21 protein-coding genes and 1 tRNA gene are annotated in these 24,498 nt (G+C 30.1%); 17 read left to right on the forward strand and 5 right to left on the reverse strand.

Annotation, left to right across the window (positions count from 1 at the left end; translation table 11 throughout):
• The first annotated feature begins 53 nt into the window (after positions 1-53).
• The 8 genes from L8T82_RS05275 (at position 54) to L8T82_RS05310 (ending at position 8,655) form a co-directional block, all read left to right on the forward strand.
• Complete coding sequence (locus L8T82_RS05275; RefSeq protein WP_133319700.1) at positions 54-599, forward strand: TlpA family protein disulfide reductase; 546 nt, start codon at positions 54-56, stop codon at positions 597-599.
• On the forward strand, positions 599-1,465 hold the full coding sequence (ftsY, locus tag L8T82_RS05280; protein WP_133319699.1) for a signal recognition particle-docking protein FtsY: 867 nt from the start codon (positions 599-601) through the stop codon (positions 1,463-1,465). Before L8T82_RS05275 ends, ftsY begins: the two co-directional genes overlap by 1 nt.
• Before the next feature lie 3 nt (positions 1,466-1,468).
• On the forward strand, positions 1,469-2,809 hold the full coding sequence (gene radA / locus L8T82_RS05285; protein WP_220566675.1) for a DNA repair protein RadA: 1,341 nt from the start codon (positions 1,469-1,471) through the stop codon (positions 2,807-2,809).
• Positions 2,800-4,308 (forward strand): phytoene desaturase family protein, encoded by a 1,509-nt coding sequence (locus L8T82_RS05290; RefSeq protein WP_263726041.1) that lies wholly within the window; start codon positions 2,800-2,802, stop codon positions 4,306-4,308. The genes radA and L8T82_RS05290 overlap by 10 nt, the downstream gene beginning before the upstream one ends.
• A gap of 62 nt (positions 4,309-4,370) precedes the next feature.
• Entirely contained in the window at positions 4,371-5,051 is a 681-nt protein-coding gene (locus tag L8T82_RS05295; protein ID WP_133319696.1) for a F0F1 ATP synthase subunit A, read from the forward strand.
• Between the two features lie 123 nt (positions 5,052-5,174).
• Positions 5,175-6,593: an Asp-tRNA(Asn)/Glu-tRNA(Gln) amidotransferase subunit GatB gene (gene gatB, locus L8T82_RS05300; protein WP_133319695.1), complete on the forward strand. Its 1,419-nt coding sequence runs from the start codon at positions 5,175-5,177 to the stop codon at positions 6,591-6,593.
• Positions 6,594-6,595: 2 nt separating this feature from the next.
• Positions 6,596-7,498 (forward strand): NAD(P)H-dependent glycerol-3-phosphate dehydrogenase, encoded by a 903-nt coding sequence (locus L8T82_RS05305; RefSeq protein ID WP_133319694.1) that lies wholly within the window; start codon positions 6,596-6,598, stop codon positions 7,496-7,498.
• Entirely contained in the window at positions 7,495-8,655 is a 1,161-nt protein-coding gene (locus L8T82_RS05310) for a metal-dependent hydrolase (RefSeq protein WP_263726042.1), read from the forward strand. The genes L8T82_RS05305 and L8T82_RS05310 overlap by 4 nt, the downstream gene beginning before the upstream one ends.
• Positions 8,656-8,666: 11 nt before the next feature.
• On the opposite strand, the gene L8T82_RS05315 is transcribed toward L8T82_RS05310, so the two are convergent.
• From L8T82_RS05315 to L8T82_RS05330, 4 genes are all read right to left on the reverse strand, one after another.
• A complete protein-coding gene (locus L8T82_RS05315) occupies positions 8,667-9,962 on the reverse strand; it encodes a methyl-accepting chemotaxis protein (RefSeq protein WP_257928992.1) in 1,296 nt (431 codons plus the stop codon).
• Between the two features lie 64 nt (positions 9,963-10,026).
• Positions 10,027-10,461: a hypothetical protein gene (locus L8T82_RS05320; protein ID WP_220566681.1), complete on the reverse strand. Its 435-nt coding sequence runs from the start codon at positions 10,459-10,461 to the stop codon at positions 10,027-10,029.
• Positions 10,462-10,491: 30 nt separating this feature from the next.
• A tRNA-Leu gene (locus L8T82_RS05325) sits at positions 10,492-10,577 on the reverse strand.
• Positions 10,578-10,606: 29 nt separating this feature from the next.
• Positions 10,607-10,930 carry a F0F1 ATP synthase subunit C gene (locus L8T82_RS05330; protein ID WP_012661906.1) on the reverse strand — a complete coding sequence of 108 codons (324 nt, stop codon included), beginning with the start codon at positions 10,928-10,930 and terminating at the stop codon, positions 10,607-10,609.
• Positions 10,931-11,125: 195 nt separating this feature from the next.
• On the opposite strand from L8T82_RS05330, the gene L8T82_RS05335 reads away from it, so the two are divergent.
• From L8T82_RS05335 to pckA, 5 genes are read left to right on the forward strand one after another with little or no spacing between them, the layout of a single operon-like run.
• Positions 11,126-12,478 (forward strand): sodium-dependent transporter, encoded by a 1,353-nt coding sequence (locus L8T82_RS05335; protein WP_258108779.1) that lies wholly within the window; start codon positions 11,126-11,128, stop codon positions 12,476-12,478.
• A 9-nt stretch (positions 12,479-12,487) separates the two neighbouring features.
• Positions 12,488-13,825 carry a sodium-dependent transporter gene (locus tag L8T82_RS05340; protein WP_263726044.1) on the forward strand — a complete coding sequence of 446 codons (1,338 nt, stop codon included), beginning with the start codon at positions 12,488-12,490 and terminating at the stop codon, positions 13,823-13,825.
• Between the two features lie 9 nt (positions 13,826-13,834).
• The gene (locus tag L8T82_RS05345; RefSeq protein ID WP_133319885.1) at positions 13,835-15,169 is read left to right on the forward strand and encodes a sodium-dependent transporter; all 1,335 of its coding nucleotides are present in this window, start codon (positions 13,835-13,837) and stop codon (positions 15,167-15,169) included.
• A gap of 58 nt (positions 15,170-15,227) precedes the next feature.
• Entirely contained in the window at positions 15,228-17,006 is a 1,779-nt protein-coding gene (locus tag L8T82_RS05350) for a biotin/lipoyl-containing protein (protein WP_220566683.1), read from the forward strand.
• Between the two features lie 10 nt (positions 17,007-17,016).
• Positions 17,017-18,591: a phosphoenolpyruvate carboxykinase (ATP) gene (pckA, locus tag L8T82_RS05355; protein WP_263726045.1), complete on the forward strand. Its 1,575-nt coding sequence runs from the start codon at positions 17,017-17,019 to the stop codon at positions 18,589-18,591.
• A gap of 17 nt (positions 18,592-18,608) precedes the next feature.
• Here the strand turns inward: pckA and L8T82_RS05360 are convergent, their stop codons facing one another.
• Positions 18,609-18,974: a histidine triad nucleotide-binding protein gene (locus tag L8T82_RS05360; protein ID WP_220555324.1), complete on the reverse strand. Its 366-nt coding sequence runs from the start codon at positions 18,972-18,974 to the stop codon at positions 18,609-18,611.
• A gap of 84 nt (positions 18,975-19,058) precedes the next feature.
• Here L8T82_RS05360 and pheS point away from each other — a divergent pair, with 84 nt between their 5' ends.
• The 4 genes from pheS to L8T82_RS05380 are packed head-to-tail and all read left to right on the forward strand — an operon-like array spanning position 19,059 to position 24,487.
• Positions 19,059-20,051: a phenylalanine--tRNA ligase subunit alpha gene (gene pheS, locus L8T82_RS05365; protein WP_039668703.1), complete on the forward strand. Its 993-nt coding sequence runs from the start codon at positions 19,059-19,061 to the stop codon at positions 20,049-20,051.
• Positions 20,048-22,378 carry a phenylalanine--tRNA ligase subunit beta gene (gene pheT / locus L8T82_RS05370; protein ID WP_263726046.1) on the forward strand — a complete coding sequence of 777 codons (2,331 nt, stop codon included), beginning with the start codon at positions 20,048-20,050 and terminating at the stop codon, positions 22,376-22,378. The genes pheS and pheT overlap by 4 nt, the downstream gene beginning before the upstream one ends.
• Positions 22,375-23,661, forward strand: coding sequence for a 3-phosphoshikimate 1-carboxyvinyltransferase (gene aroA / locus L8T82_RS05375; RefSeq protein WP_263726047.1), 1,287 nt, complete (start codon positions 22,375-22,377; stop codon positions 23,659-23,661). The genes pheT and aroA overlap by 4 nt, the downstream gene beginning before the upstream one ends.
• Positions 23,651-24,487: a 4-hydroxy-3-methylbut-2-enyl diphosphate reductase gene (locus L8T82_RS05380; protein ID WP_263726048.1), complete on the forward strand. Its 837-nt coding sequence runs from the start codon at positions 23,651-23,653 to the stop codon at positions 24,485-24,487. Before aroA ends, L8T82_RS05380 begins: the two co-directional genes overlap by 11 nt.
• Positions 24,488-24,498: the final 11 nt, after the last annotated feature.

Below are 24,498 nucleotides of genomic sequence, written 5' to 3' on the forward strand. Positions count from 1 at the left end.
TTTTTAACTTTTTATGTTATACTTTTAAGCTTAAAAAATCATAAGGATATGACTTGAAATTTAAAATTTTTTTAGCAATTTTTGCTATGATTTTTTTTACTTCATGCTCAAGTGATAAAGAAAATTCTAGTAATGAAAATACTGATAATGCAAGTTTAAGTCAAAGTGAGAATACTGATTTTACTTTGAAATTTTTAGATGGTAGAAAAATGTATGTGAAATACCATGAACAAGAATTTAATTTTGATGATACAGCAAAAGCTAAGTTGTTTGTATTTTTTACAAGTTGGTGTGAGCCATGCAAAGCTGAAATTCCACATTTAAATAATTTAAATAAAAAATATCAAGATAGATTTGAAGTCATAGCGCTTTTTTTAGAAGAAGATAAAAAACAAGAATTATTGGAGTTTATACAAAAAGAAAAGATGAATTTTTCTTCGGTTTTAGGAGAGAATAGTTTTATTTTTTCTAAAGTTTTAAATATCAGCTCTATTCCAACAATGGTTTTATTTAATGCAAAGGGCGAAAAAGTTAAAGAGTATTTAGGTTTAATTCCTGAAGAAATGTTAGATATAGATATACAAAAAGCGATAATGTAATGTTTGGATTTTTAAAAAATGGTTTGAAAAAAACCTTAGAAAGTATTCATTTAGTTAAGGCTTCAAATAAAATCATTACTAAAGATTTGCTTGAAGAAATGCTTTTAGAAGCTGATGTGGCGTATGAGATAGTTGAAGAGATTATTTACTATCTTCCTCCAAGTGATGAGGTTAAAAAGGCTGATTTAGAGCGTGTCATGGGGACTTATTTTATTTATGATAAGCCTGAACTTGCTAATGCTAAGCCTTTTGTGGATTTGATTTTAGGTGTAAATGGGGTAGGTAAGACCACAAGCATTGCTAAAATGGCACATTTGCATAAAGAAAATGGTGAAAAAGTTATACTTGGGGCTTGTGATACTTTTAGAGCAGGAGCCATAGAGCAGTTAAAATTATGGGCACAAAAATTAAATATAGATATCATAGCTACTTCACAAGGACATGATCCTTCGGCAGTTGCTTATGATGCTATTTCTAAAGCTTTGGCAAAAAACTATGATAGGGTTATTTTAGATACAGCAGGACGCTTGCAAAATCAAAAAAATCTTGCTAATGAGCTTGAAAAAATTGTCCGCATAAGTGATAAAGCTATGCAAGGAGCTCCTCATAGAAAAATCCTTGTACTTGATGGCACTCAAGGTGTGGCAGGAATTTTGCAGGCAAAAGCTTTTAATGATTTAGTAAAACTTGATGGAGTGATTATTACAAAACTTGATGGAACTGCCAAAGGTGGAGCTTTATTTAGCATAGCAAGAGAGCTTGAACTTCCTATTTTATATGTAGGAGTAGGGGAACAATTAGGACAAATTCATGAGTTTAACCCTAGTGAATATGTTAAAACTTTAGTTGAAGAGATTTTTGCTTAATTTATGGCTAAAAAACACATTTTATTTGAATGTCAAGCTTGTGGAAATCAACAAAGTAAATGGCTAGGCAAATGTCCTGAATGTGGTTCTTGGGATAGTTTTGTTGAGCTAAAGCAAGAACAAATTAAGGTTTTAAAAGAGTTAAATTCACTCTCAAGTACTCCAAGTTATGCAGTATGTATAAATGATGTTATAGCAGAAAATTTCACACGCATTAGCACTGATGATAATGAGCTTGATTTAGTTTTAGGTGGCGGGCTTGTTGTGGGTTCTTTGGTGTTAATTGGGGGTTCACCTGGGGTTGGAAAATCCACACTTTTATTAAAAATTGCTTCGAATTTGGCTAAAAGTGGTAAAAAAGTGCTTTATGTAAGTGGCGAGGAAAGTAAATCTCAAATCAAACTGCGTGCAGATCGTTTAAATGCAAATTGTGAGAATTTATTTTTACTTACTGAGCTTTGCTTAGAAGATATTTTAAGCGAGCTTTCTAAAAAAGATTATGAAATTTTAATTATTGATTCTATTCAAACTTTATATTCCAATAAAATTACTTCAGCGGCAGGTAGTATCACTCAAGTTAGAGAAATTACTTTTGAATTAATGCGCTATTCTAAGGCCAATAATATTAGCACTTTTATCATAGGACATATCACTAAAGATGGGGCTATAGCTGGACCTAGAATTTTAGAGCATATGGTAGATGTAGTGCTTTATTTTGAAGGCGATGCCAATAAAGAAATAAGAATTTTAAGAGGCTTTAAAAATCGTTTTGGAAATATTTCCGAAGTTGGTATTTTTGAAATGACTTCCAAGGGCTTGATTAGTGCTAAAGATATAGCTAATAGATTTTTTACGCGTGGTAAGGCAGTAAGTGGTAGCGCTTTGAGTGTAGTGATGGAAGGAAGCAGAGCTTTAGTGCTAGAAATTCAAGCCTTAGTTTGTGAGAGTGCTTATCCAAAGCGTAGTGCAACAGGCTATGAAAAAAATCGTTTAGATATGCTCATAGCTTTACTAGAGAGAAAGCTTGAAATTCCCTTGGGGCATTATGATGTTTTTATTAATGTAAGTGGTGGGGTAAAAATTAGTGAAACTGCAGCAGATTTAGCGGTGGTTGCAGCAATTATTTCAAGTTTTAAAAACCGCCCTTTGAGTAAAGATAGTGTTTTTGTGGGTGAGCTTAGTTTAAATGGTGAAATCAAAGAAGTATTTTCACTTGATGTGCGTTTAAAAGAAGCTAAAATGCAAAAATTTAAAAATGCCATAGTACCTGTAAAACCTATGGAGGAACTTGGCTTAAAATGTTTTGTAGCTAAAGAATTGCGTGAGGTTTTAGAATGGATGTAAAATTTGATGTAATCATTATAGGTTCGGGACTTGGAGGTTTAAGTGCAGGCGCTTTTTTAGCTAAAAATGGAAAAAGGGTTTTAGTTTTAGAACAGCATTCTTTAATTGGTGGTTGTGCTACTTGTTTTAAAAGAAAAGGCGCTTTGATTGATGCGGGACTTCATGAGATGGACCTAGGTGAAGCAAAAACTGATATGAAGCATTTGGTTTTTGATAAGCTTGGTATAAAGAATAAAATTCAAATTTTACCTTTACCAAGTGCATGGAGTATTAAAAGTAAAAATTATAATCTAACTTTACCTCATGGTATAGAAAAAGTAAAAGAAGTTTTGAAAAAAGAATTTCCGCAAGAGTGCAAAGGTATAGATAAATATTTTAAAGCTATAAAAACGCAAGCTTATGCTATTCGAAGATTTCCTTGGGATTTAAAATTAAGTGAGTTATTGTTGTTTCCTTTTGACACTGCTTGGATATTTATTAAAAATAGATTGTTTAATAAAAAAGTTTATGATGTTTTAAATGCTTATATTAAAAATGATAAGCTAAAAAAGATTTTAAATGCAAATATGAGTTATTATCATCATGATAGTAAAGAATTTATTTTCAGTTTTCATGGCATTGCTCAAAAGCATTATTATGATGGTGGGGTGTATATTAAAGGTGGCTCACAAGCTTTAAGTGATGCTTTGGCTGAGGTTATCAAAGAAAATCAAGGGCAGGTTTTAGCTAAGGCTGAAGTTGTTAAAATACTCACAAAAGAACAAAAAGCTTATGGAGTAGAATACATTCAAAATAATCAAAAACATACCATCCATGCGCAAAATATCATCGCAAATTGCGATCCTTTAATCGTATATAAAGACTTGCTTAAAGAGTTAAATTTAACCCAAGAAATCAAAGCAATAGAATCTAAAAAGCGTGCTTGTTCTTTAGTGAGCGCTTATTTTATTTATGATAAAGATATTTCTAAAATTTATGAAAATATGGATTATTGTAATTTTATATTCGAAGATGATTTTTTAAATAGCTCATATGAAAACACTAATATTTTAAAACTAGATATTAAACAAAGGCCTATGGCTTTTGTGAATTATTCTAAGGTTGATAGTGGCTTGGCTAGCGATAAATATATAGGTGTTGTAGCTTTTAGTTCAAATTATAGTGAATGGGATTTAAATAAGCAAGATTATAAAACTAAAAAAGAAGAAGTATTAAAAGCCATAGTGCAAAGGCTTGATGAGATTTTTCCAAATTTAAGTTCACACTTAATCCATCAAGAATTAGCCACGCCAAAAACTATACAAAGATATACTAAAGCTTATGAGGGTACAATTTATGGATTTTCTCAAGATCAAGAAGGGGTTAAATATAGATTGCATTATAAAAGTAAAAGTATAGAAAATTTATATTTTGCTAATGCTTTTATATTTCCTGGAGGTGGTTTTACAGGTGCAATTTTGGGTGGATATTTTTGCGCTAATAAAATGAATTTTCATTAAAATATAAGCAATTTTTTTTTATAATATTAGCTTTGAAATATTTATTCTGCTAAGGATTTTTAATGAAAGATTTATTTTTATTTAGTTCTTTTATAGATTCTAGCCACACTTTTGCATACTTTTTTCATTTGGGTATAGTGGTTGTGATTTCTTTGATTTTAGCAAAACTTGCTACAAGATCTATGCAAATTGTCCCAAGAGGTAGTCAGAATTTGGCTGAAGCTTATATGGAAGGCATTTTAAGCATGGGTAGGGATACTATGGGTAGCGATGAAGCTGCTAGAAAATATTTACCTTTAGTTGCAACTATAGGTTTTATGGTATTTTTTAGTAATATCATAGGAATCATCCCTGGTTTTGAAGCTCCAACAGCAAGTTTAAATTTTAGTGCTTCTTTGGCTATTATAGTATTTGTGTATTATCATTTTGAAGGTATTAGAACTCAAGGATTTTTTAAGTATTTTGCACATTTCATGGGACCTGTGAAAATTCTAGCACCTTTGATGTTTCCTATAGAAGTGGTTTCTCATTTTTCAAGAGTTATTTCTTTATCTTTCCGCTTATTTGGTAATATCAAGGGAGATGATTTATTCTTAGCAGTTATTTTAGCTCTTGTGCCTTGGGTTGCGCCATTGCCTGCTTATATGCTTTTAACTTTTATGGCATTTTTACAATCTTTTATTTTTATGATTTTAACTTATGTTTATTTAGCAGGTGCAACTGTAGTTGATGAGCATCATTAATTTTTAAAAAGCAAAAAATATTTTTTGCTTTTTTCTTTTTTAATCTTCTTCTTTTATTCTTTTTTAAACTCTTTTTGAAATAAAAAACGCTAGAATAAACAAAAAATTCTAAGGAAAATTTTAATGTTTGAAGTTGTTATAGGACTTGAAGTTCATGCACAATTAAATACAAAAACAAAAATCTTTTGCTCATGTGCGACTTCTTTTGGAGAAAAATCAAATACTAATGTATGCCCAACATGTTTAGCTTTACCAGGTGCTTTACCTGTATTAAATCAAGAAGCGGTAAAAAAAGCCATAGCATTTGGAAAAGCAGTTAATGCAACTATAAATAAAAAAAGTATTTTTAATAGAAAAAATTATTTTTATCCTGATTTACCAAAAGCTTATCAAATTTCGCAATTTGATATTCCTATAGTGGAAAATGGTGAGTTATTTATCAATGTAAATGGAGAAAATAAACGCATAGGTATCACTAGGGCTCATTTAGAAGAAGATGCAGGAAAAAATATACATGAGAGTAATTTTTCAAAAGTAGATTTAAATAGGGCAGGCACGCCTTTGCTTGAAATTGTCAGTGAACCTGAACTTAGAAGTTCCGATGAAGCAGTGGCTTATTTGAAAAAATTACATTCTATTATAAGATTTTTAGATATTTCAGATGCAAATATGCAAGAAGGTAGTTTTAGATGTGATGCTAATGTTAGTATTCGTCCAAAGGGTGATGATAAGCTTTATACTAGAGTGGAGATTAAAAATTTAAATTCATTCCGTTTTATTCAAAAGGCGATTGAGTATGAAGTAAAACGCCAAAGTGAAGCTTGGGAAGATGGAAAATACGATCAAGAAGTTGTGCAAGAAACAAGATTATTTGATACGGTTAATTTAGTTACTAGAAGTATGAGAGGTAAGGAAGATTCTGCTGAATATAGATATTTCCCTGATCCTGATCTTTTACCTGTAATTTTAGATGATGAAATGCTAAATCAAGATATACCTGAACTTCCTGATGAGAAAAAAGCTAGATTTGTGAGTGAATTGGGTATTAAAGAAAGTGATAGTGAAGTGATTGTTTCTTCATTAGAGCTTTGTAGATATTTTGAGTATCTAATTAATCAAAAATTAAATCCAAAACTTTGTGTTACTTGGCTTACGACAGAGTTAATGGGGCTTCTAAAAGGCGAATTGACTATAGAAAATTCACCTATAAAACAAGAAAAATTAGCTGTTTTGATCAAACGTATAGAAGAAGGTGTTATTAGTGCTAAAGCAGGTAAGGATATTTTAGCTTATGTATTTGAAAATACAGAAGTTGAAATTGATGATGCTATTGAAAAACTTGGTTTAAAACAAGTAAGTGATGATGGTGCTATTGAAAAGATTATTGATGAAATTTTAGCAAACAATGAAGATAAAGTAGCTGAATATAAAAGTGGTAAAGATAAACTTTTTGGTTTCTTTGTCGGTCAGGCAATGAAAGCAGGTAAGGGTGCATTTAATCCTGCTAAGGTAAATGAAATTTTAAAAGCAAAACTTGGTTAAATATGAAAATAGCAGTTGTTGGTGCAGGAAAATGGGGAAGTGCTTTATATGATGCATTGAGCGTTAAAAATGAATGTGTAATAACTTCTTTTCACGAAAAAGATCTTTCTTATTTTGTTAGTACCAAAGAAGCTTTAGAATATGAATATTTAGTTTTTGCTTTATATGCTCAAGGAATGCATGAATGGCTTGCAAATAATTTTAAAGATTTAAATCAAAAAATTCTTGTAGCTTCTAAGGGTATTGATTGTAAAAGTTTAAAATTTATGGATGAGGTTTTTAGCGAGTTTATAAGTAGTGATAGACTTTGTTTTTTAAGTGGTCCTTCTTTTGCAAGTGAAGTTTTAGAAAAAAAACCTTGTGCTTTGGTTGTTAGTGGTAAAAATCAAGAGCTTTGTAATCAATTTGCAAGTTTTTTTCCAAATTATATTAAAACCTATACAAGTTCTGATGTTAAAGGTGCTGAAATTTGTGGTGCATATAAGAATGTTTTAGCAATTGCAAGTGGAGTTTGCGATGGTTTAAATTTAGGCAATAATGCAAGAGCTTCTTTAGTTTCAAGAGGTTTAGTAGAAATGCACCGCTTTGGACAATTTTTTAATGCTAAAGAAGAAACATTTTTAGGGCTTAGTGGGGCTGGAGATTTATTTTTAACAGCTTCAAGTAACTTATCAAGAAATTATAGAGTAGGTTTGAGTTTGGCTAGTGACAAAAATATAAAAGATATTTTAATGGAACTTGGCGAGGTAGCTGAAGGAGTGCAAACTGCTTATGCTATACATTCTTTATCGAAACAATTTCAAATTTATACCCCGATTGTTAACGAAGTAGTCTTAATGCTAGAGGGTAAGAATGCTTGGGAATCTTTAAAAGATTTGATGTCATCAAAGGAGGAAATATCATGATCATCAAAAATGCAAAAATTTATGGCGAGCAAAAGCTTGATCTTAAAATAGAAGATGGGAAAATTACTCAAATTGCTAATGATTTAAATGATGAGTATATTGTTGATATAGAAGGCAAAACTTTACTTCCTTCGTTTATTGATTTAAATGTTAGTTTGCTTGATAATGAATTTAGTATAGATAAATTATATGATCTTGAAAAAGCATGCTTAAAAGGTGGGGTAGGGACTATTGTTTTAAAAGATAGTTTAGAAGCTAACACTCAAGGCTATGCGCTTTATTTTGATAAATTAAAATCTTTAGATATTAATGTTTTACCTACTATTAATGTATTAGATAAAACAGAAAAATTAAAAAATATTGCTACCTTAATTGATATGGGTGCAAAAGGCTTAGAGCTTTCAAGTACTTTGGGTGCAAATTATTTAAGGCAATGTATGCAATATGCTAATATGAAATCAACTCCGGTGTTTTTAAAGTGTTTTGATGAGAGTTTTGATGATCATGGAGTGATGAACGATGGACAAATAAGTTTTGAATTAGGACTTATAGGAATTAGTAATATAGCTGAAACTAGTGAAGTGGCAAAAATGAAAGAATTAGTGGAATTTTATAAAAATAAAGCTTGTTTTAGCTCTTTAGCAATTGCAAGATCATTTGAATTATTGCATGATCAATATAGTGAAATTTCAATCCATCATTTAATCAAAGATGAAAGTACTTGTGAAAATTTTAACACTCAAGCAAAAATTTTACCTCCATTAAGAACAAAAGATGAAGTAACAAATCTTAAAAAGTTGCTTCAAGATAAGAAAATTACTTTCTTAAGTTCTTTGCATACTCCTAACACTAAAAAAGATTTGGCTTTTGATGAAGCAGATTTTGGAGTTAATGCCATAGCTATATATATGAGTTTATGTTTTACATATTTAGTAAAAGAAGGTATCTTAACTTGGAAAGAATTATGTGATTTTACAAGCTATAATCAAGCGCAATTTTTAGGATTAAATAAAGGTAAAATAGAACTTGGTTTTGATGCTGATTTAGTTGTATTTGATGAAAAACTTTCTTTTAATGGAGAAGATTTATATGCAAATGATATCTTGCAAGGTAAGGTAGAAAAAAGTTTTATAGCAGGAAAAGTTTTTAGCCTTTAAGCTAAAAACTTTTATTTATCTTGCATAGCTTGAGCTACTTGAGCTGAGCTATTTCTAATTTTTTCCATACATTCTCTAGCTTCTTTGGCTAAATCCACGCTTTGATTTACGCCACTTAAGCCATCTTTAATGCTTTGTACAACTTCAGCTGTTACATTTCTAATAGAATTAATGGTAGTAGTGATTTCATTTACTGAATGTCCAGTTCTTTCAGCTAGATTTCTAACTTCATCAGCAACAACAGCAAAACCTCTACCATGCTCACCTGCACGCGCTGCCTCAATAGCCGCATTTAGAGCTAAAAGATTGGTTTGATCGGCTATATCGCTAATGGTTTGAATAATATTTTTAATTTCTTCTGATTGCTCATTTAATGATGATACGAGATTGCTACTATTGTTCATCATATCAGCAATGCCTTGAATATTTTGAACCGTATTTTCTATAACACTATCGCCCTCTTGAGTGAGATTATCATTTTGTTCAGCTAATTCACTAATGAGCTTTAATTTTTCCTCATCTCTTACAACTTGTTCGGTAATATCTGTTGCAAATTTAATAACTTTGTAAATTTCTCCATCATCATTTTTGATAGGATTATAACTTGCTTCTAAATGGATTAGTTTGTTGTTTTTACCAAAGCGTATGAATTTTCCTGATTGAAATTTACCACTTCTTAGCTCTTCCCAAAAAATTGTATATTCTTTGGAATTTCTAAATTTTTCCTCGCAGAACATACTATGGTGTTTTCCTTTGATTTCACTTAGTGAATAACCCATGGTTTGAGTGAAGTTTTCATTAGCATTTAAAATCTCTCCATAAGGATTAAATTCAATAATAGCCATAGAACGATTAGCAGCATCTATGGTGTTTTTTAGATCAAGCATTTCATAGTTTCTTTGAGTAATGTCATTTGCAAATTTAATAACCTTATACACTTCATTGTTTTGGTTTAAAATAGGAAGATAATTGGCTTCAAGATAAATATCTTTCCCGCCTTTTGCAATGCGTCTAAAAAGTCCATTTCTTGATATACCACTTTTTAAATCTCTCCAAAAATCAACATAGCGTTGTGACTTTACAACCTCTGGTAAACAAAACATACTATGGTGTTTACCTTTGATTTCATTTAAAGAGTAATTCATAGTTTTTAGAAAATTTTCATTAGCATTAATAATAGTTCCATCTGTTTGAAATTCTATCATGGCCATAGTTTTGCTAATAGCATTAAGTATATCTTGAAAAGTTTGATTAGATTGCTCTAATTGAGTAATTTGTTCATTAATTTTTTTCTTGTTGATAAACATAAAACCCCTTTATAAAATAATTCGGAATTATATAGTGCTTTTTAAAATAAATAATTTGTTTATATTAGCTTTTTGTTAAATTATAAAATTTTTCTTGGAGAGAATTTCTTATTTCATCGTTAATTTTCTCATTGTCATTTAGATATTGTTTGTTAAGTTCTTCAAGCTCTTTTAAAAATCCAAAAAGTGTTTCTTCCCATAAAGCATTATTTCTTTTACTTAAATTCATTGTTTGGATATGATTAAGTTTTCTACTCATATCGCTTAAATTCTCTAAAAATTCATCTTTATAATTTTCATCTTGGAGTGTAAAGGTATTTTGTAAAAGATTATTTTTTATATTTCTTATTTCTTCGTTAATTAGATCACAAAATTCAGGATAAATATCATTTTTAATAGGTTCAAGTAAGGCTTGTTCATCTAGTTTTAGAGTATATTTTTTTATGGCAAAAAAAAGAATTAAAAAAGCTATTGCACTGACTAAAATATAGAAAGTCATTTTGTTTTGATAATCCTTAAAAAATAAAAATGGTGCGGTTAGCGAGATTTGAACTCGCACACGCTGAGCGCACCACCCCCTCAAGATGGCGTGTCTACCAATTCCACCATAACCGCATAAGCCCCACAAGAGGGCTTTGAAAATTTTAAGCTGCTACTAATGCTTGGAATGGATTAGCATAAAGAGCGATAAGAGCAATAACAAGCGCATAAATAACTTGAGCTTCAATCATCGCTAAAGCAATAAACATAGTAGTCATTAATTTACCACCAAGACCAGGGTTTCTAGCAGTACCTGCTATAGTTGCTGCTGCAGTATTACCCATACCGATAGCTCCGCCTAAAGCTGCAACACCAAGTCCTAAACCTGCTGCTAAGATAGAAAAAGAAGCTAACCATTGATTCATAGAACCTTCAGCTGCAAATGCAAAACCGCTTAAAGCTAGCATTAAAAATACGATTTTTTTCATAGTTTTTCCTTGTAAAAATTTAAATCCTTTCGGCTTGCGTATCCCTACTCGTGATTTATAAAAGCGAAATTATATACAAATATAACTTTAAAATTATTGAAATTTAAATTAATATTATATATTTTAAAATAAATTAAAGTTTTTTTTAGCTACATTAAAAGTTTTTTATAGTTTTATAAATTTAAGGTTATCTTTATGAATGAAAAATTTTCTAAAATAGGCTTTGTATTAGCGGTAGCAGGTTCAGCTGTTGGACTTGGAAATGCTTGGAAATTTCCAACTTTGGTAGGACAAAATGGAGGTTCAGCTTTTGTACTTTTATATTTGCTTTTGACTTTGGGGGTAGGGTTTGTAATATTTTTGGCTGAACTTAGCATAGGAAAACTTAGTGAAAAAGATCCTGTAAATGCCTATTATACTTTAGCTCCAAAACATAAAAGAGCTTGGTCTATAGTTGGTTTTTCTTTAATAGGTGCTATTTTGATTGTTTCTTTTTATAGCGTGATAATAGGATGGATTGTTAAGTATGCTTATTTTGGGTTTTTTCCTTTACCAAAAAGTATAGAAGAAAGTGGCGCTATTTTTGGAAATTTACTTTCTAATGATGTTTTATCTCAGTTTATATGTTTTACTTTTGTGTTTATAGTAATTTTTTATGTAGTATCAAAAGGTGTTAAAAGTGGTATAGAAAAACTCAATGTTTGGATGATGCCAAGCTTATTTATACTACTTATTTTAATGCTTGGATATTCTTTTAGTATGGATGGTTTTTCTAAAGCAAGTGAGTTTTTATTTTCTCCGGACTTTTCTAAGCTTAGTGTAGGAGCATTTTTAAGTGCATTAGGGCTTGCTTGTTTTTCTTTATCTATTGGAGTGGGTTCGATTATAACTTATTCTGCAAGTTTATCTGATAAAACAAATTTTATCACAAGCACTATTAACATTATCATTATTAATATTATTATTGGTATTATGATGGGACTTATTGTATTTACTTTCATATTTGAATTTAATGGAGATCCAGCTCAGCAAGGTCCAGGTTTGATTTTTGTATCTTTGATGAGTTTGTTTTCAAATATTGACCCAATTGGCTTTTTACCTTTGGGAAATATTTTAGCTGTGGCTTTTTTTATAGCTTTGTTTTTTGCAGGGATTACTTCAGCAGTTTCCATGATAGAACCTTTAACCTTTTATTTAATCAATTCTTATAATTTTACAAGAAAAAAAGCTTTGATTTTTATAGCTTTCATTGTGTATTTTTTGGGAAGTTTGTGTATTTTATCAGGAATTGAGTGGAGTAAAGATTCTTTAGAATTTTTTGGAAAAAGTTTTTTTGATATATTAGATTTTATTGCTTCAAATTTAATGATGCCTTTAGGTGGATTATTTGGTGCAATCTTTGTAGGTTTTGTGCTTAAAAAAGAAGCTTTACAAACTTTATTTTATCCTTATATGAGGGGTAAATACTTTGAGTGTTGGTATTTTTTTGTAAGATATATCTCGCCTTTAGCTGTGATTTTAATCATGGCAAAACAATTATTTTTTTAAGGTTAAAAGATGAATGAAAAATTTTCTAAAATAGGCTTTGTATTAGCGGTAGCAGGTTCAGCTGTTGGACTTGGAAATGCTTGGAAATTTCCAACTTTAGTGGGTAACAATGGCGGTTCAGCTTTTGTGGTGGTATATTTACTTTTAACCTTGGGTGTGGCTTTTGTAATATTTTTGGCTGAACTTAGTATAGGAAAACTTAGTGAAAAAGATCCTGTAAATGCTTATCATACTTTAGCGCCAAAAAATAAAAGAGCATGGTCGCTCGCAGGATTTTTTATGCTTGGTGCTATTATTCTAGTGTCTTTTTATAGTGTTGTTATAGGTTGGATAGCAAAATATGCTTATTTTGGGTTTTTTGAATTACCTAAAGATACAAATGAAGCAGGCGCTATTTTTGGAAATTTACTTTCTAATGATGTTTTATCTCAGTTTATATGTTTTACTTTTGTGTTTATAGTAATTTTTTATGTAGTATCAAAAGGTGTTAAAAGTGGTATAGAAAAACTCAATGTTTGGATGATGCCAAGCTTATTTATACTACTTATTTTAATGCTTGGATATTCTTTTAGTATGGATGGTTTTTCTAAAGCAAGTGAGTTTTTATTTGTACCTGATTTTTCAAAATTAAGTGTTAATTCTATATTAGATGCACTAGGGCTTGCATTTTTTAGTATGTCTTTAGGTGTATGTGTGATTTTAACTTATGCAGCAAGTTTGCCCGATAAAACAAATTTTATAAGTAGTGCTTTAAATATTATCATTATTAATACTATCATTGGTTTGATGATGGGACTTATTGTATTTACTTTTATATTTGAATTCGGAGCTGATCCTACTCAACAAGGTCCAGGACTTATATTTATATCATTAACAACGCTTTTTGCAAAGTTAGGATTTTTGGGAAATGTTTTAGCCATAGCCTTTTTTATAGCTTTATTTTTTGCAGGGATTACTTCGGCTATTTCTATGATAGAACCTTTTACTTTTTATCTTATAAATCGTTATCAAATTTCAAGAAAAAAAGCTTTGGTTTTTGTGGGTATGATTGTTTATTTTCTTGGAAGTTTATCTATACTTTCTTTTTATCATGTAAGCGCGCCAAGTTTAAATTTCTTTGGGAAAAGTTTTTTTGATATTTTAGACTTTTTCATACAAAATTTGCTAATGCCAATTTCTGCTTTAATTACAGCATTTTTTGTGGGTTTTGTGCTTAAAAAAGAAGCTTTACAAACTTTATTTTACCCATTTATGCGTGGGATATATTTTGAAATTTGGTATATCTTTTTAAGATACGTTTCTCCATTAGCGGTTATTTTAATTATGGCTAGACAGCTTTTTTTCTAAGGTATTAAAATGAATGATAAATTTTCTAAAATAGGTTTTGTATTAGCAGTAGCAGGTGGAGCTATAGGGCTTGGAAATGCTTGGAAATTTCCAACCTTAGTAGGCCAAAATGGTGGTTTTGCTTTTGTGCTTTTGTATTTGCTTTTGACTATTAGTATAGGATTTTGTGTATTTTTGGCTGAAATTGCTATGGGAAGATTAAGTCAGAGTGATCCTGTAAATGCTTATAAAAGCTTAGCAACTAAATATGCTCAAAAATGGAAATTTGCTGGATTTTTTATGCTCGGTGGAATTTTTGTATTATCTTTTTATCTTGTTATTATGGGTTGGGTTTTAAAATATATGATAACTTCGATTTATTATCTACCTAGTAATACTCAAGAAGCAGGAGCTTTATTTGGAAATTTAATACAAAATAGTATTTTAGAAAGTAGTTTGTATTTTTTAATTGCTTTTTTTCTTACCTTGTTTGTTGTTTCAAGAGGGGTTAAAAGCGGTATAGAAAAACTTAATGTTTGGATTATGCCAAGTTTGTTTATTATGCTTGTTTTAATGCTAGTATATTGTTTTTTTCAAGATGGTTTTAAGGAAGCTTTTGTTTATTTGTTTTATCCTGATTTTACCAAGCTTAGTTTAAACTCTGTTTTAACAGCTTTAGGTCTTGCTTTTTTTACTTTATGTTTAGGTATAGGTTGTATTACCACTTATGCAGCCTCTTTAAAAGACGATACAAATTTAATTACAAGTTCGGCCATAATTGTGCTTTTAAATATCAGTATAGGTTTGATGATGGGACTTATTGTATTTACTTTTATATTTAAATTTAATGCTAATCCTGCAGAAGGAGCTGGGCTTGTATTTATATCTTTAACAACTTTATTTTCTAATTTAGGTGCTATCTTTGGACATTTTTTAGCTTTTTATTTTTTCTTAGCTTTATTTTTTGCAGGGATTACTTCAGCAGTTTCTATGATAGAACCTTTTACTTTTTATCTTGTAAATGAATATAAAATTTCAAGAAAAAAAGCTTTGGTTTTTATAGGCTTTGTAGTCTTTCTTTTGGGAATGAGTTGTATTTTATCTTTTAGTGCTAATTATGGGGCTAGCTTTAGTTTTTTTGGTTTAAGTTTTTTTGATATTTTAGATAAATTAACTTCTAATTTTATGCTCCCACTTGGAGCTATTGCAAGTGCTATTTTCGTAGGATTTTTTGTGGAAAAAATAAAAATTTACAATTTATTTTCTAAGTTTATGAGTAGAAGTATTTTTGAAGTATGGTATTTTTTACTTAGATTCGTTGCACCTATTGCGATTATTATCATTATGTTAAATCAAATTTTATAAATTTATTTTTTAAGAAAGTAGAGTTATAATTGCAAAGATGTAAAAATAAGGAAAAATTATGGCTAAAAAGTTAATTGATGTGATGGATACCACATTTAGGGATGGTTTTCAATCTGTTTATGGTGCTAGAGTTTTAATGAATGATTTTTTTCCTGCCCTAGAAGCAGCTAAAGAAGCAGATATTAAGCATTTTGAATTTGGTGGTGGAGCTAGATTCCAAAGTCTATTTTTTTATTTGAACGAAAATGCTTTTGAAATGATGGACAAATTTAGAGCCATCGTTGGAAAAGATGCAAATTTACAAACTCTTGCAAGAGGGGTTAATACCGTAGCACTTGATACAGGTAGTAAAGAAATTATCAATTTGCATGCAAAAATGTTTGCAAAACACGGCACAACTACAATAAGAAATTTTGATGCATTAAATGATGTAAATAATTTAAAATTTAGTGGAGAATGTATAGTTAAACATGGTTTAAAACATGAAATTACCATTACTTTAATGGATTTACCTCCAAAATGTAAAGGTGCGCATGATGTGCCATTTTATGAAAGAATTTTAAAAGAAATCCTACAAGCTCAAATTCCTTTTGATAGTATTTGTTTTAAAGATGCAAGCGGAACTTCAAATCCAAATAAAATTTATGAAGTTATTAAAATGGCTAGAAAAAACCTGCCTGAAAATATGCATATAAGATTACATACGCATGAAACCGCAGGGGTAAGCATAGCATGCTATTTAGCGGCTTTAGAAGCAGGTGTTGATGGTATAGATTTAGCTGCAGCTCCTGTTAGTGGCGGTACTTCTCAACCTGATATTTTAACAATGCTTCATGCTCTAAAAGGAAGCAATTTTGATCTTGGTTTAGATGAAGAAAAAATTTTAAAATACGAAGAAGTATTAAAAGATTGTTTAAAAGATTATTTTCTACCACCTGAAGCAACGGCGGTGAATCCTTTAATACCTTTTTCACCTATGCCAGGTGGAGCATTAACTGCTAATACACAAATGATGAGAGATAATAATATTTTAGATAAATTTCCTCAAGTTATAAAAGCTATGCAAGAAGTAGTAGAAAAAGGTGGTTATGGTACTTCTGTTACTCCTGTATCGCAGTTTTATTTCCAGCAAGCTTTTAATAATGTAATGTTTGGTCCTTGGAAAAAAATTGCAGATGGATATGGAAAAATGGTTTTAGGGTATTTTGGAAAAACTCCCGTTGCTCCAGATCCTGAAGTAATTAAGCTTGCAAGCGAGCAATTAAAATTAGAACCAACTACAAAATTAGCCACAGATATTGCTGATGCTGATGAGAGCAAAAGTATAGCTTATATTAAAAACTTATTAGAAAAAGAAAATTTAGAAACAAGTGAAGAAAATATTTTTATCGTTGCAGCTTGTAAAGAAAAAGGCATAGCTTTCTTAAAAGGCGAAGCTAAGGTTAATGTTAGAAAAAATAGCAAATTAAAATCAAGTCTTATCGATGAAAATCAATTTACCGTTTCAGTTAATGGTAACAAATACCATGTAGAAGTAAGTGCAGGTTTTGATAGAGATGTTAATGTTAAAAGTGCTGTAAAAGTAAGTGCAGATAATGCAAAAGTTGCAAAAACTCAAGTAAATGATAATGCTATTGTTGCAAGTATGAATGCAAATGTATTTAAAATTTTAGTTAAAGAAAATGATAGTGTAAAGGCAGGTCAAGTTGTAGCTGTACTTGAAGCTATGAAAATGGAAATTGAGATTAGTGCAAGTAAAGATGGAGAAATTGCAGAACTTTTAGTAAATGCTGGTGAGAGCGTAAGTGAAGGTCAAGCTTTAATGACTTATAAATAAGGAGGTAAAGATGAAAGGTTTAGAAAATTTAGGCTTAGAAAATATCGGACAAGTTTTTCACAATCTTAGTTATGATGAGCTTTTAAAGCACGAAAAAAACAATAATGAAGGTGTATGTACTAAAAATGGTACCTTTAGTGTAGATACAGGAATTTTTACTGGAAGAAGTCCTAAAGATAAATATTTTGTAAAACAAGATCCTTCGCAAAAATACATTGCTTGGGGTAAGATTAATCAGCCTATTAGTGAGGAATTATTTGAAAAGCTTTTAGCAAAAGCTAAAAAACAACTTAGTAATAGTGATATTTATATCCAAGATGCATATTGTGGAGCTTCGTTAAAAAGTCGTAAAGCTGTGCGTTTTGTAACTCAAATTGCATGGCAAGCACATTTTGTAAAAAATATGTTTATTCGTCCAAAAGAAGAAGAACTTAGTGAGTTTAAACCTGATTTTGTGGTGTATAATGCTTGCAAATGTATTAATGAAGATTATAAAAAAGATGGTTTAAATTCAGAGGTTTTTGTCATTTTTAACATAGAAAAAAATATAGCAGTAATTGGTGGAACTTGGTATGGTGGAGAGATGAAAAAAGGAATTTTTTCTATGATGAATTATTGGCTTCCACTAGAAAATAAACTTTCTATGCATTGTAGTGCTAATGTTGGAGAAAAAGGTGATGTAGCGCTTTTCTTTGGGCTTAGTGGTACAGGTAAAACTACTCTTTCAACCGATCCAAAAAGAAAATTAATAGGCGATGATGAGCATGGTTGGGATGATGAGGGTGTATTTAATTTTGAAGGAGGTTGTTATGCAAAATGTATCAATCTTGACCCTCAAAGTGAGCCAGAAATTTATGGAGCTATAAAGCAAAATGCACTTTTAGAAAATGTAGTTTTAAAAGATGATTTAAGTGTTGATTTTAATGATGGTTCTAAAACTGAAAATACTAGAGTTTCTTATCCGATAGAACATATTTTAAATCACGAGCCAAGTCTTAGCGCAGGTCATCCTAGTAATATCATTTTCCTTTCAGCGGATGCTTTTGGCGTTTTACCTCCGGTTAGTAAACTTAGTAAAGAACAAGCAATGTATTATTTTCTAAGTGGTTATACTGCTAAAGTAGCAGGTACTGAAAGAGGTATTACTGAGCCTGTTGCGACTTTTTCGGCTTGTTTTGGGGAAGTATTTTTACCATTACACCCAACTGTTTATGCAAAACTTTTGGGCGAAAAAATTAGCAAGCATAATGTGAATGTTTATCTAGTAAATACCGGCTGGAGCGGTGGAGCTTATGGTGTAGGCAAAAGAATGAGTATAAAAGCTACTAGAGCTTGCATTAATGCGATTTTAGATGGTAGCATACAAAATTGTGAGTTTGAAAACTATGATTTATTTAATCTTGCAGTTCCAAAAGAATTAGCAGGTGTAGAAAGTAAGCTATTAAATCCTATTAATACTTGGGAGGATAAAAAAGCTTATGAAGAAACTAAATTAAAGCTTGCGAAAATGTTTATAGAAAATTTCAAACGCTATGAAGATGTAAAAGAAGGAGCAGAATTTAAATTAGCTGGTCCTGCTATCTAAAAAGAGTTAAGCTCTTTTTAGAATAGTGATTCAGGATTGATTTGGGTTTCTTTATTTTTTGGAAGCTCAAATCCACCTAACATATGAAAATGTAAATGGAAAACTTCTTGTCCGCTATTTTTTCCACAATTTGTGATTAATCTATACCCGCTTTTATCAAGTCCTAAAAGAGTAGCTAGTTCTTGAATGAATTGTGTCATTTCGCTCATTAATTCAGGTCTTAATTCTTGAAAGTTTTCAAAATGCTCTTTTGGAATGATTAAAATATGAATAGGTGCTTTAGGATTGATATCATGAAAAGCTAAAAATTTTTCACTTTCTAAAACTTTATTAGCAGGGATTTTTCCTTCTATAATTAGTTCAAATACGGTTTTTTCTCTCATTTAGTAGTCCTTTTTTTGTTATTTTTGCTAATTTTAAATAATTTTACATTAGAATGTTTAAAAAAAATTTAGTTGGAGCTAAAATTGCAAGATATGATAGAAAAAATTGCTTCTGCAAGTACTTTAGCAGAACTTGAAAATATAAAAGTAAGTGTTTTAGGAAAAAAAGGTATTTTGACTTTAGAATTTGCAAAGTTAAAAGATTTGCAAGGTGAAGAAAAAAAAGAATTTGCTAATGGTTTAAATAAAGCAAGAGATGAATTTAATGAAGCTTATCAAATAAAATTAAAAGAATTAGAAGAAAAAGCTTTAAATGAAAAAATGAAGCAAGATGTGCAAGATTTTAGCTTTTTTGATGAAACTTCAAATGCAGGTGCTTTGCACCCAATCATGCAAACTATGGATAAAATCATAGAATATTTTACAGCTTTAAATTTCAGCATAGAAAAAGGGCCTTTGATCGAGGATGATTTTCATAATTTTGAAGCATTAAATTTACCACAAAATCATCCTGCAAGAGATATGCAAGATACTTTTTATTTTGAAGATAAAACCTTGCTTAGATCCCAAACTTCTCCAGTTCAAATTAGAACTATGCTATCTCAAAAACCACCTATTAGAATGATAGCACCAGGTGCAGTTTTTAGAAGAGATTTTGATATTACCCATACGCCTATGTTTCATCAAGTAGAAGGACTTGTGGTAGAAGAGGGTGATAAGGTAAATTTTGCAAATTTAAAAGATATGCTAGAACATTTTTTAAAACATATGTTTGGTGATGTAAAAGTGCGTTTTAGACCTAGCTTTTTTCCTTTTACAGAGCCATCTGCTGAGGTAGATATTTCTTGTGTGTTTTGTAAAGGTTGTGGATGTAGGGTTTGTAAGCAAACAGGATGGCTTGAAGTTTTAGGATGTGGCGTTGTTGATCCTAATGTTTATAAATTTGTTGGCTATAAAAATGTAAGTGGCTATGCTTTTGGTTTGGGCGTAGAGCGTTTTGCTATGCTTTTACATAAAATTCCTGATTTGCGTTCTATGTTTGAAGGTGATTTAAGATTATTGGAGCAATTTAGATGATTATTAGTAGAAATTGGTTAAATGAATGGATTGACTTAAGTGAAATATCAACACAAACTATAGTAAATACTTTAAATTCCATAGGATTAGAGGTTGATAGTTTCAAAAGTGTTAAAGCTCCTCAAAAAGTTGTAGTAGGTAAGGTTTTAGAAAAAGTTAAACATGAAAATTCAGATAAATTGAATATTTGTAAAGTAGATGTTGGGAATGAAATTTTACAAATTGTTTGTGGGGCAAAAAATGTTGATAAAGATCAATTTGTAGCCGTATCTTTAGTGGGTGCAGTGCTTCCAAATGGACTTGAGATAAAACCTGCCAAACTTAGAGGAGTTGAATCTATGGGTATGATTTGCTCTTCTAGTGAGCTTGGTTTTGGAAAAAGCAATGAAGGTATTATGGTTTTAGATGAAAGCATGGGGGAATTGGTTCTAGGAAAAGCCTTAAATGATTATGAACTTTTTAATGATGAATTAATTGAAATAGAACTTACTCCAAATCGCGGGGATTGCTTGAGTTTATATGGTGTCGCTAGAGATTTAAGTGCAGCACTTGATTTAAATTTAAAAGAATTAAATCCTTTAAAAGAAAGTGAAAATAGCGTAGGTATAGGAAGAATACTAAGTGTTAAAAATCAAAGCGATGTTGAAGGCTTTTTTGCTTATAAAGCATTAGAGATTAAAGAAGAATTTAAGCTAAATATTACGATACAAATTCGTCTTGCTTTGATTGAATTATATAAAAACAACAACATAGAAAATCTTTTAACTTATGCAACTCATGCAAGTGGGGTGATTTTTTGTGCTTATGATTTTCATAAGCTTTGTCAAGATTGTCAAATCGATGAAAAGATTATCTTAGAAATTAAAACTCAAGAACATGGAGAATATGGAGTTTATTATAAAGATGAATTGATTGCTTTAGCAGGTATAGAGCAAGAAGATAAATTTAAAATCAATGATGAAAGTAAAATCATCATTATAGAAGCAAGTTATACTCATCCTCAAACTATAGCAAATGCAATAGCCTTTTATAAAAAGAAAAATGATACTATATATCGTTCTTTAAGAGGTAGTGAGCCTAAGCTTTCTTTGGGAATGGAGTATTTATTTAATGAGTGTTTAAAAATTAGCGCGATGAGCGTTTTTTCAGGAAGTCAACAAGTTTTTAAAGAAAATGAAGCAAATATTATTGGTATTTTTGGTGCAGAAATTGATAAAATCATTGGTATGCCTATAGATAAAAATAATTTAGTAAAAATTCTTAAAAAGCTAGGCTTTGAAATAAGTGTAGTAAATGATGAACAATTTAATATCAAAATCCCACTTCATCGCAGTGATATAGCAAATATAGCTGATATTAGTGAAGAGATAGTAAGAATTATTGGCATTGATAATATCCCATCAAAAGCTTTAGAATTTAAAGAAAAAAATCGCCTAAATAAAGTATATTTTGATTATCAAGAGCTTAAAAATTTAAGATTAAAAGCAAGTAGTAATGGATATTTTGAAAGTGTGCATTATGTTTTAGATAATGAAGAAGAATTAAGTCAATTAGGATTTAAATGCATTAAAAATAAGCTTATTAATCCTATCACCAATGAGCTTAATACTTTAAGAAGTACTTTGATAAATCATCTTTTAAATGCAGCAAGCTTTAATCTAAGAAATTCAAAAAAGAAAATCAAACTTTTTGAGTGTGGCAGTGTTTTTGATGAGTTTTCAAACGAGCATGCTAAATTTGCAATGATCTTTAGTGGCTACAAAGAAGAAGCTAAAATCACAAATAAAGCTAAACCTGTTTTTGTAGATTTTTATACTTTTTTAGCAGAATTAAAAAGCATTATAGGTGAGTTTAGTTTGCAAAAATCAGAATACGCATTTTTAAGCCCATATGAGCAAGCAAATGTATATAAAAACGGTAAGCGCATAGGTTTTGTAGGTAGAGTGCATTTAAGTATAGAAAATAAAAGAGATTTGACTAAAACTTATATTTGTGAGCTTGATTTAGAAGGTTTAAAACAAGACTTTAAAATCGCTAAAGCTTATTCTAAATTTCCATCTATGAGCAGGGATTTAAGTATAGTTATACCTAAGGGTTTTGAATATGAAAAAATCAAACACACTATTGCTAAATTAGATATTGAAAGATTAGAAAGTTTTAGAGTGGTAGATTTATATACAGATGAGAATTTAGGCGATTTTTATAGCTTGACTATTAATTTAGTATTTAGAGATTTTGAAAAAACCTTAGAAGATAATATTATCCTTGAATATATTGATAAAATCATCAAAGCTTTAGATGATGAGCATGGTTTAAAACTTCGATGAAAATCAGTCCTATTGGCTCTTTTAGAGCAGAGCTTGAAGATATAGCTTCTGATAAGTCTATATCTCATCGCTTTGCTATCTTTTCTTTGCTTACTCAAGGAACTTGCAAAATTAAAAATTATTTAAAAGCCCAAGATACTTTACATACTTTAGCAATCATTCAAGCTTTAGGAGCTGAGGTTGAAGAAATTGATGGATTAATTTACATTAAAGCTCCAAAATATATAAAATCTCCAAATTGTGTTTTAGATTGTGGCAATTCAGGTACAGCTATGAGACTTTTAATAGGTCTTTTAAGCGCTATTGAAGATGAAATTTTTGTACTTAGTGGGGATTGTTATTTAAATGCTAGGCCGATGAAACGTGTAAGTGAGCCTTTGATGAGTTTAGGGGCTAAAATTTATGGAAGAGCTAATGCAAATTTAGCACCTATTTGTATACAAGGAGCTAAGTTGGATGGTTTTGATTTTAGTAGTAATATTGCTTCAGCTCAGGTAAAATCAGCTTTAATTTTAGCAGCTTTATTTGCCAAAAAAGAAAGTTATTTTAAAGAAATTGAGCTTTCAAGAGATCATAGTGAGATTATGCTTAATAAAATGGGAGCTTGTATTGAATATTTAAATGAGGAAAAAACTTTTATCAAAATAAATCCTTTAAAAGAAAAATTAAAAGCATTTGAAGTATGTGTGCCAAATGATCCATCATCGGCCTTTTATTTTGCTTTAGCTGCTTGTATTTTACCTCATTCAAAAGTAGTTTTAAAAAATGTTTTGTTAAATAAAACACGCATTGAAGCCTTTAAAATTTTAGAAAAAATGGGTGTAAAAATCACCTATAATGTTATCAATGAAGATTTTGAAAGTATTGGAGAAATTTGTGTTGAAAGTGCGCCTTTAAAGGCGGTAAATGTGAGTGAAAATATCGCATGGTTGATTGATGAAATTCCAGCTTTGGCTATAGCTTTTGCTTGTGCAAAAGGAAAAAGCATTATAAAAAATGCTAAAGAATTGCGCGTAAAAGAAAGCGATAGAATCAAATCAATTGTATTAAATTTGCAAAAATGTGGCATAAAGGTAAAAGAATTTGAAGATGGTTTTGAAGTAGAAGGCGGCGAAGCTAAAAGTGCTAAAATAGAAAGCTTTGGAGATCATAGAATTGCGATGAGTTTTTTAATTTTAGGTTTAAGATGTGGAATGGAAGTGGATGATAGTGAATGTATTAAAACTTCTTTTCCAAATTTTATTGAGATTTTAAAGCAAATAGGAGCTAAAATTGGAGATTGAACTAGCAAAAAGCTATGGATTTTGTTTTGGGGTAAAAAGAGCTATTAAAAAGGCTGAACAGATTAAAGATGCAGCTACCATAGGCCCTTTAATCCATAATAATGAAGAAATCACAAGACTTTGGAAAAATTATAATGTTAAAACATTAAATGATATCAATGAATTAAGCACAGAAAAAAAAGCTATCATTAGAACCCATGGTATTACAAAGCAAGATTTAGAAAAATTAAAACAAAAAGATATAGAAATTTTTGATGCAACTTGTCCCTTTGTGACTAAACCTCAAAAAATTTGTGAGCAAATGAGCAATGAAGGCTATGAAGTTGTAATTTTTGGAGATGAAAATCATCCTGAAGTAAAAGGGGTGAGAAGTTATGTAAGTACTAAGGCTTATGTAGTGCTTGATGAAAAAGAATTATTTGATATTAAATTGCCTTCTAAAATTGCAGTGGTATCACAAACTACAAAAAAGATAGAAAAATTTATGGAGATTGTGAATTTTTTAATGCTTAGAGTTAAAGAAGTGCGTGTTTTTAATACCATATGTGATGCGACTTTTAAAAATCAAGAAGCAATCAATGAGCTTGCTAAAAAAAGTGATGTAATGATAATAGTTGGAGGAAAAAATTCAGCTAATACTAAGCAGCTTTTTTTAATAGCAAAAAATTACTGTGAGAATAGTTATTTAATCGAAAATGAAAAAGAGATTCAAAAAGAATGGTTTAGTGGCAAAGAAAAATGTGGTATTAGTGCAGGTGCTTCTACACCAGATTGGGTGATTGACTTGGTTTTGGAAAAAATCAAAGAATACACCAAAATTAACTAAGTTTAAAGAAA

Origin of the sequence: Campylobacter sp. IFREMER_LSEM_CL292, from assembly GCF_025771615.1 — a bacterium.
GTDB classification, from domain to species: Bacteria; Campylobacterota; Campylobacteria; order Campylobacterales; family Campylobacteraceae; genus Campylobacter_D; species Campylobacter_D lari_D.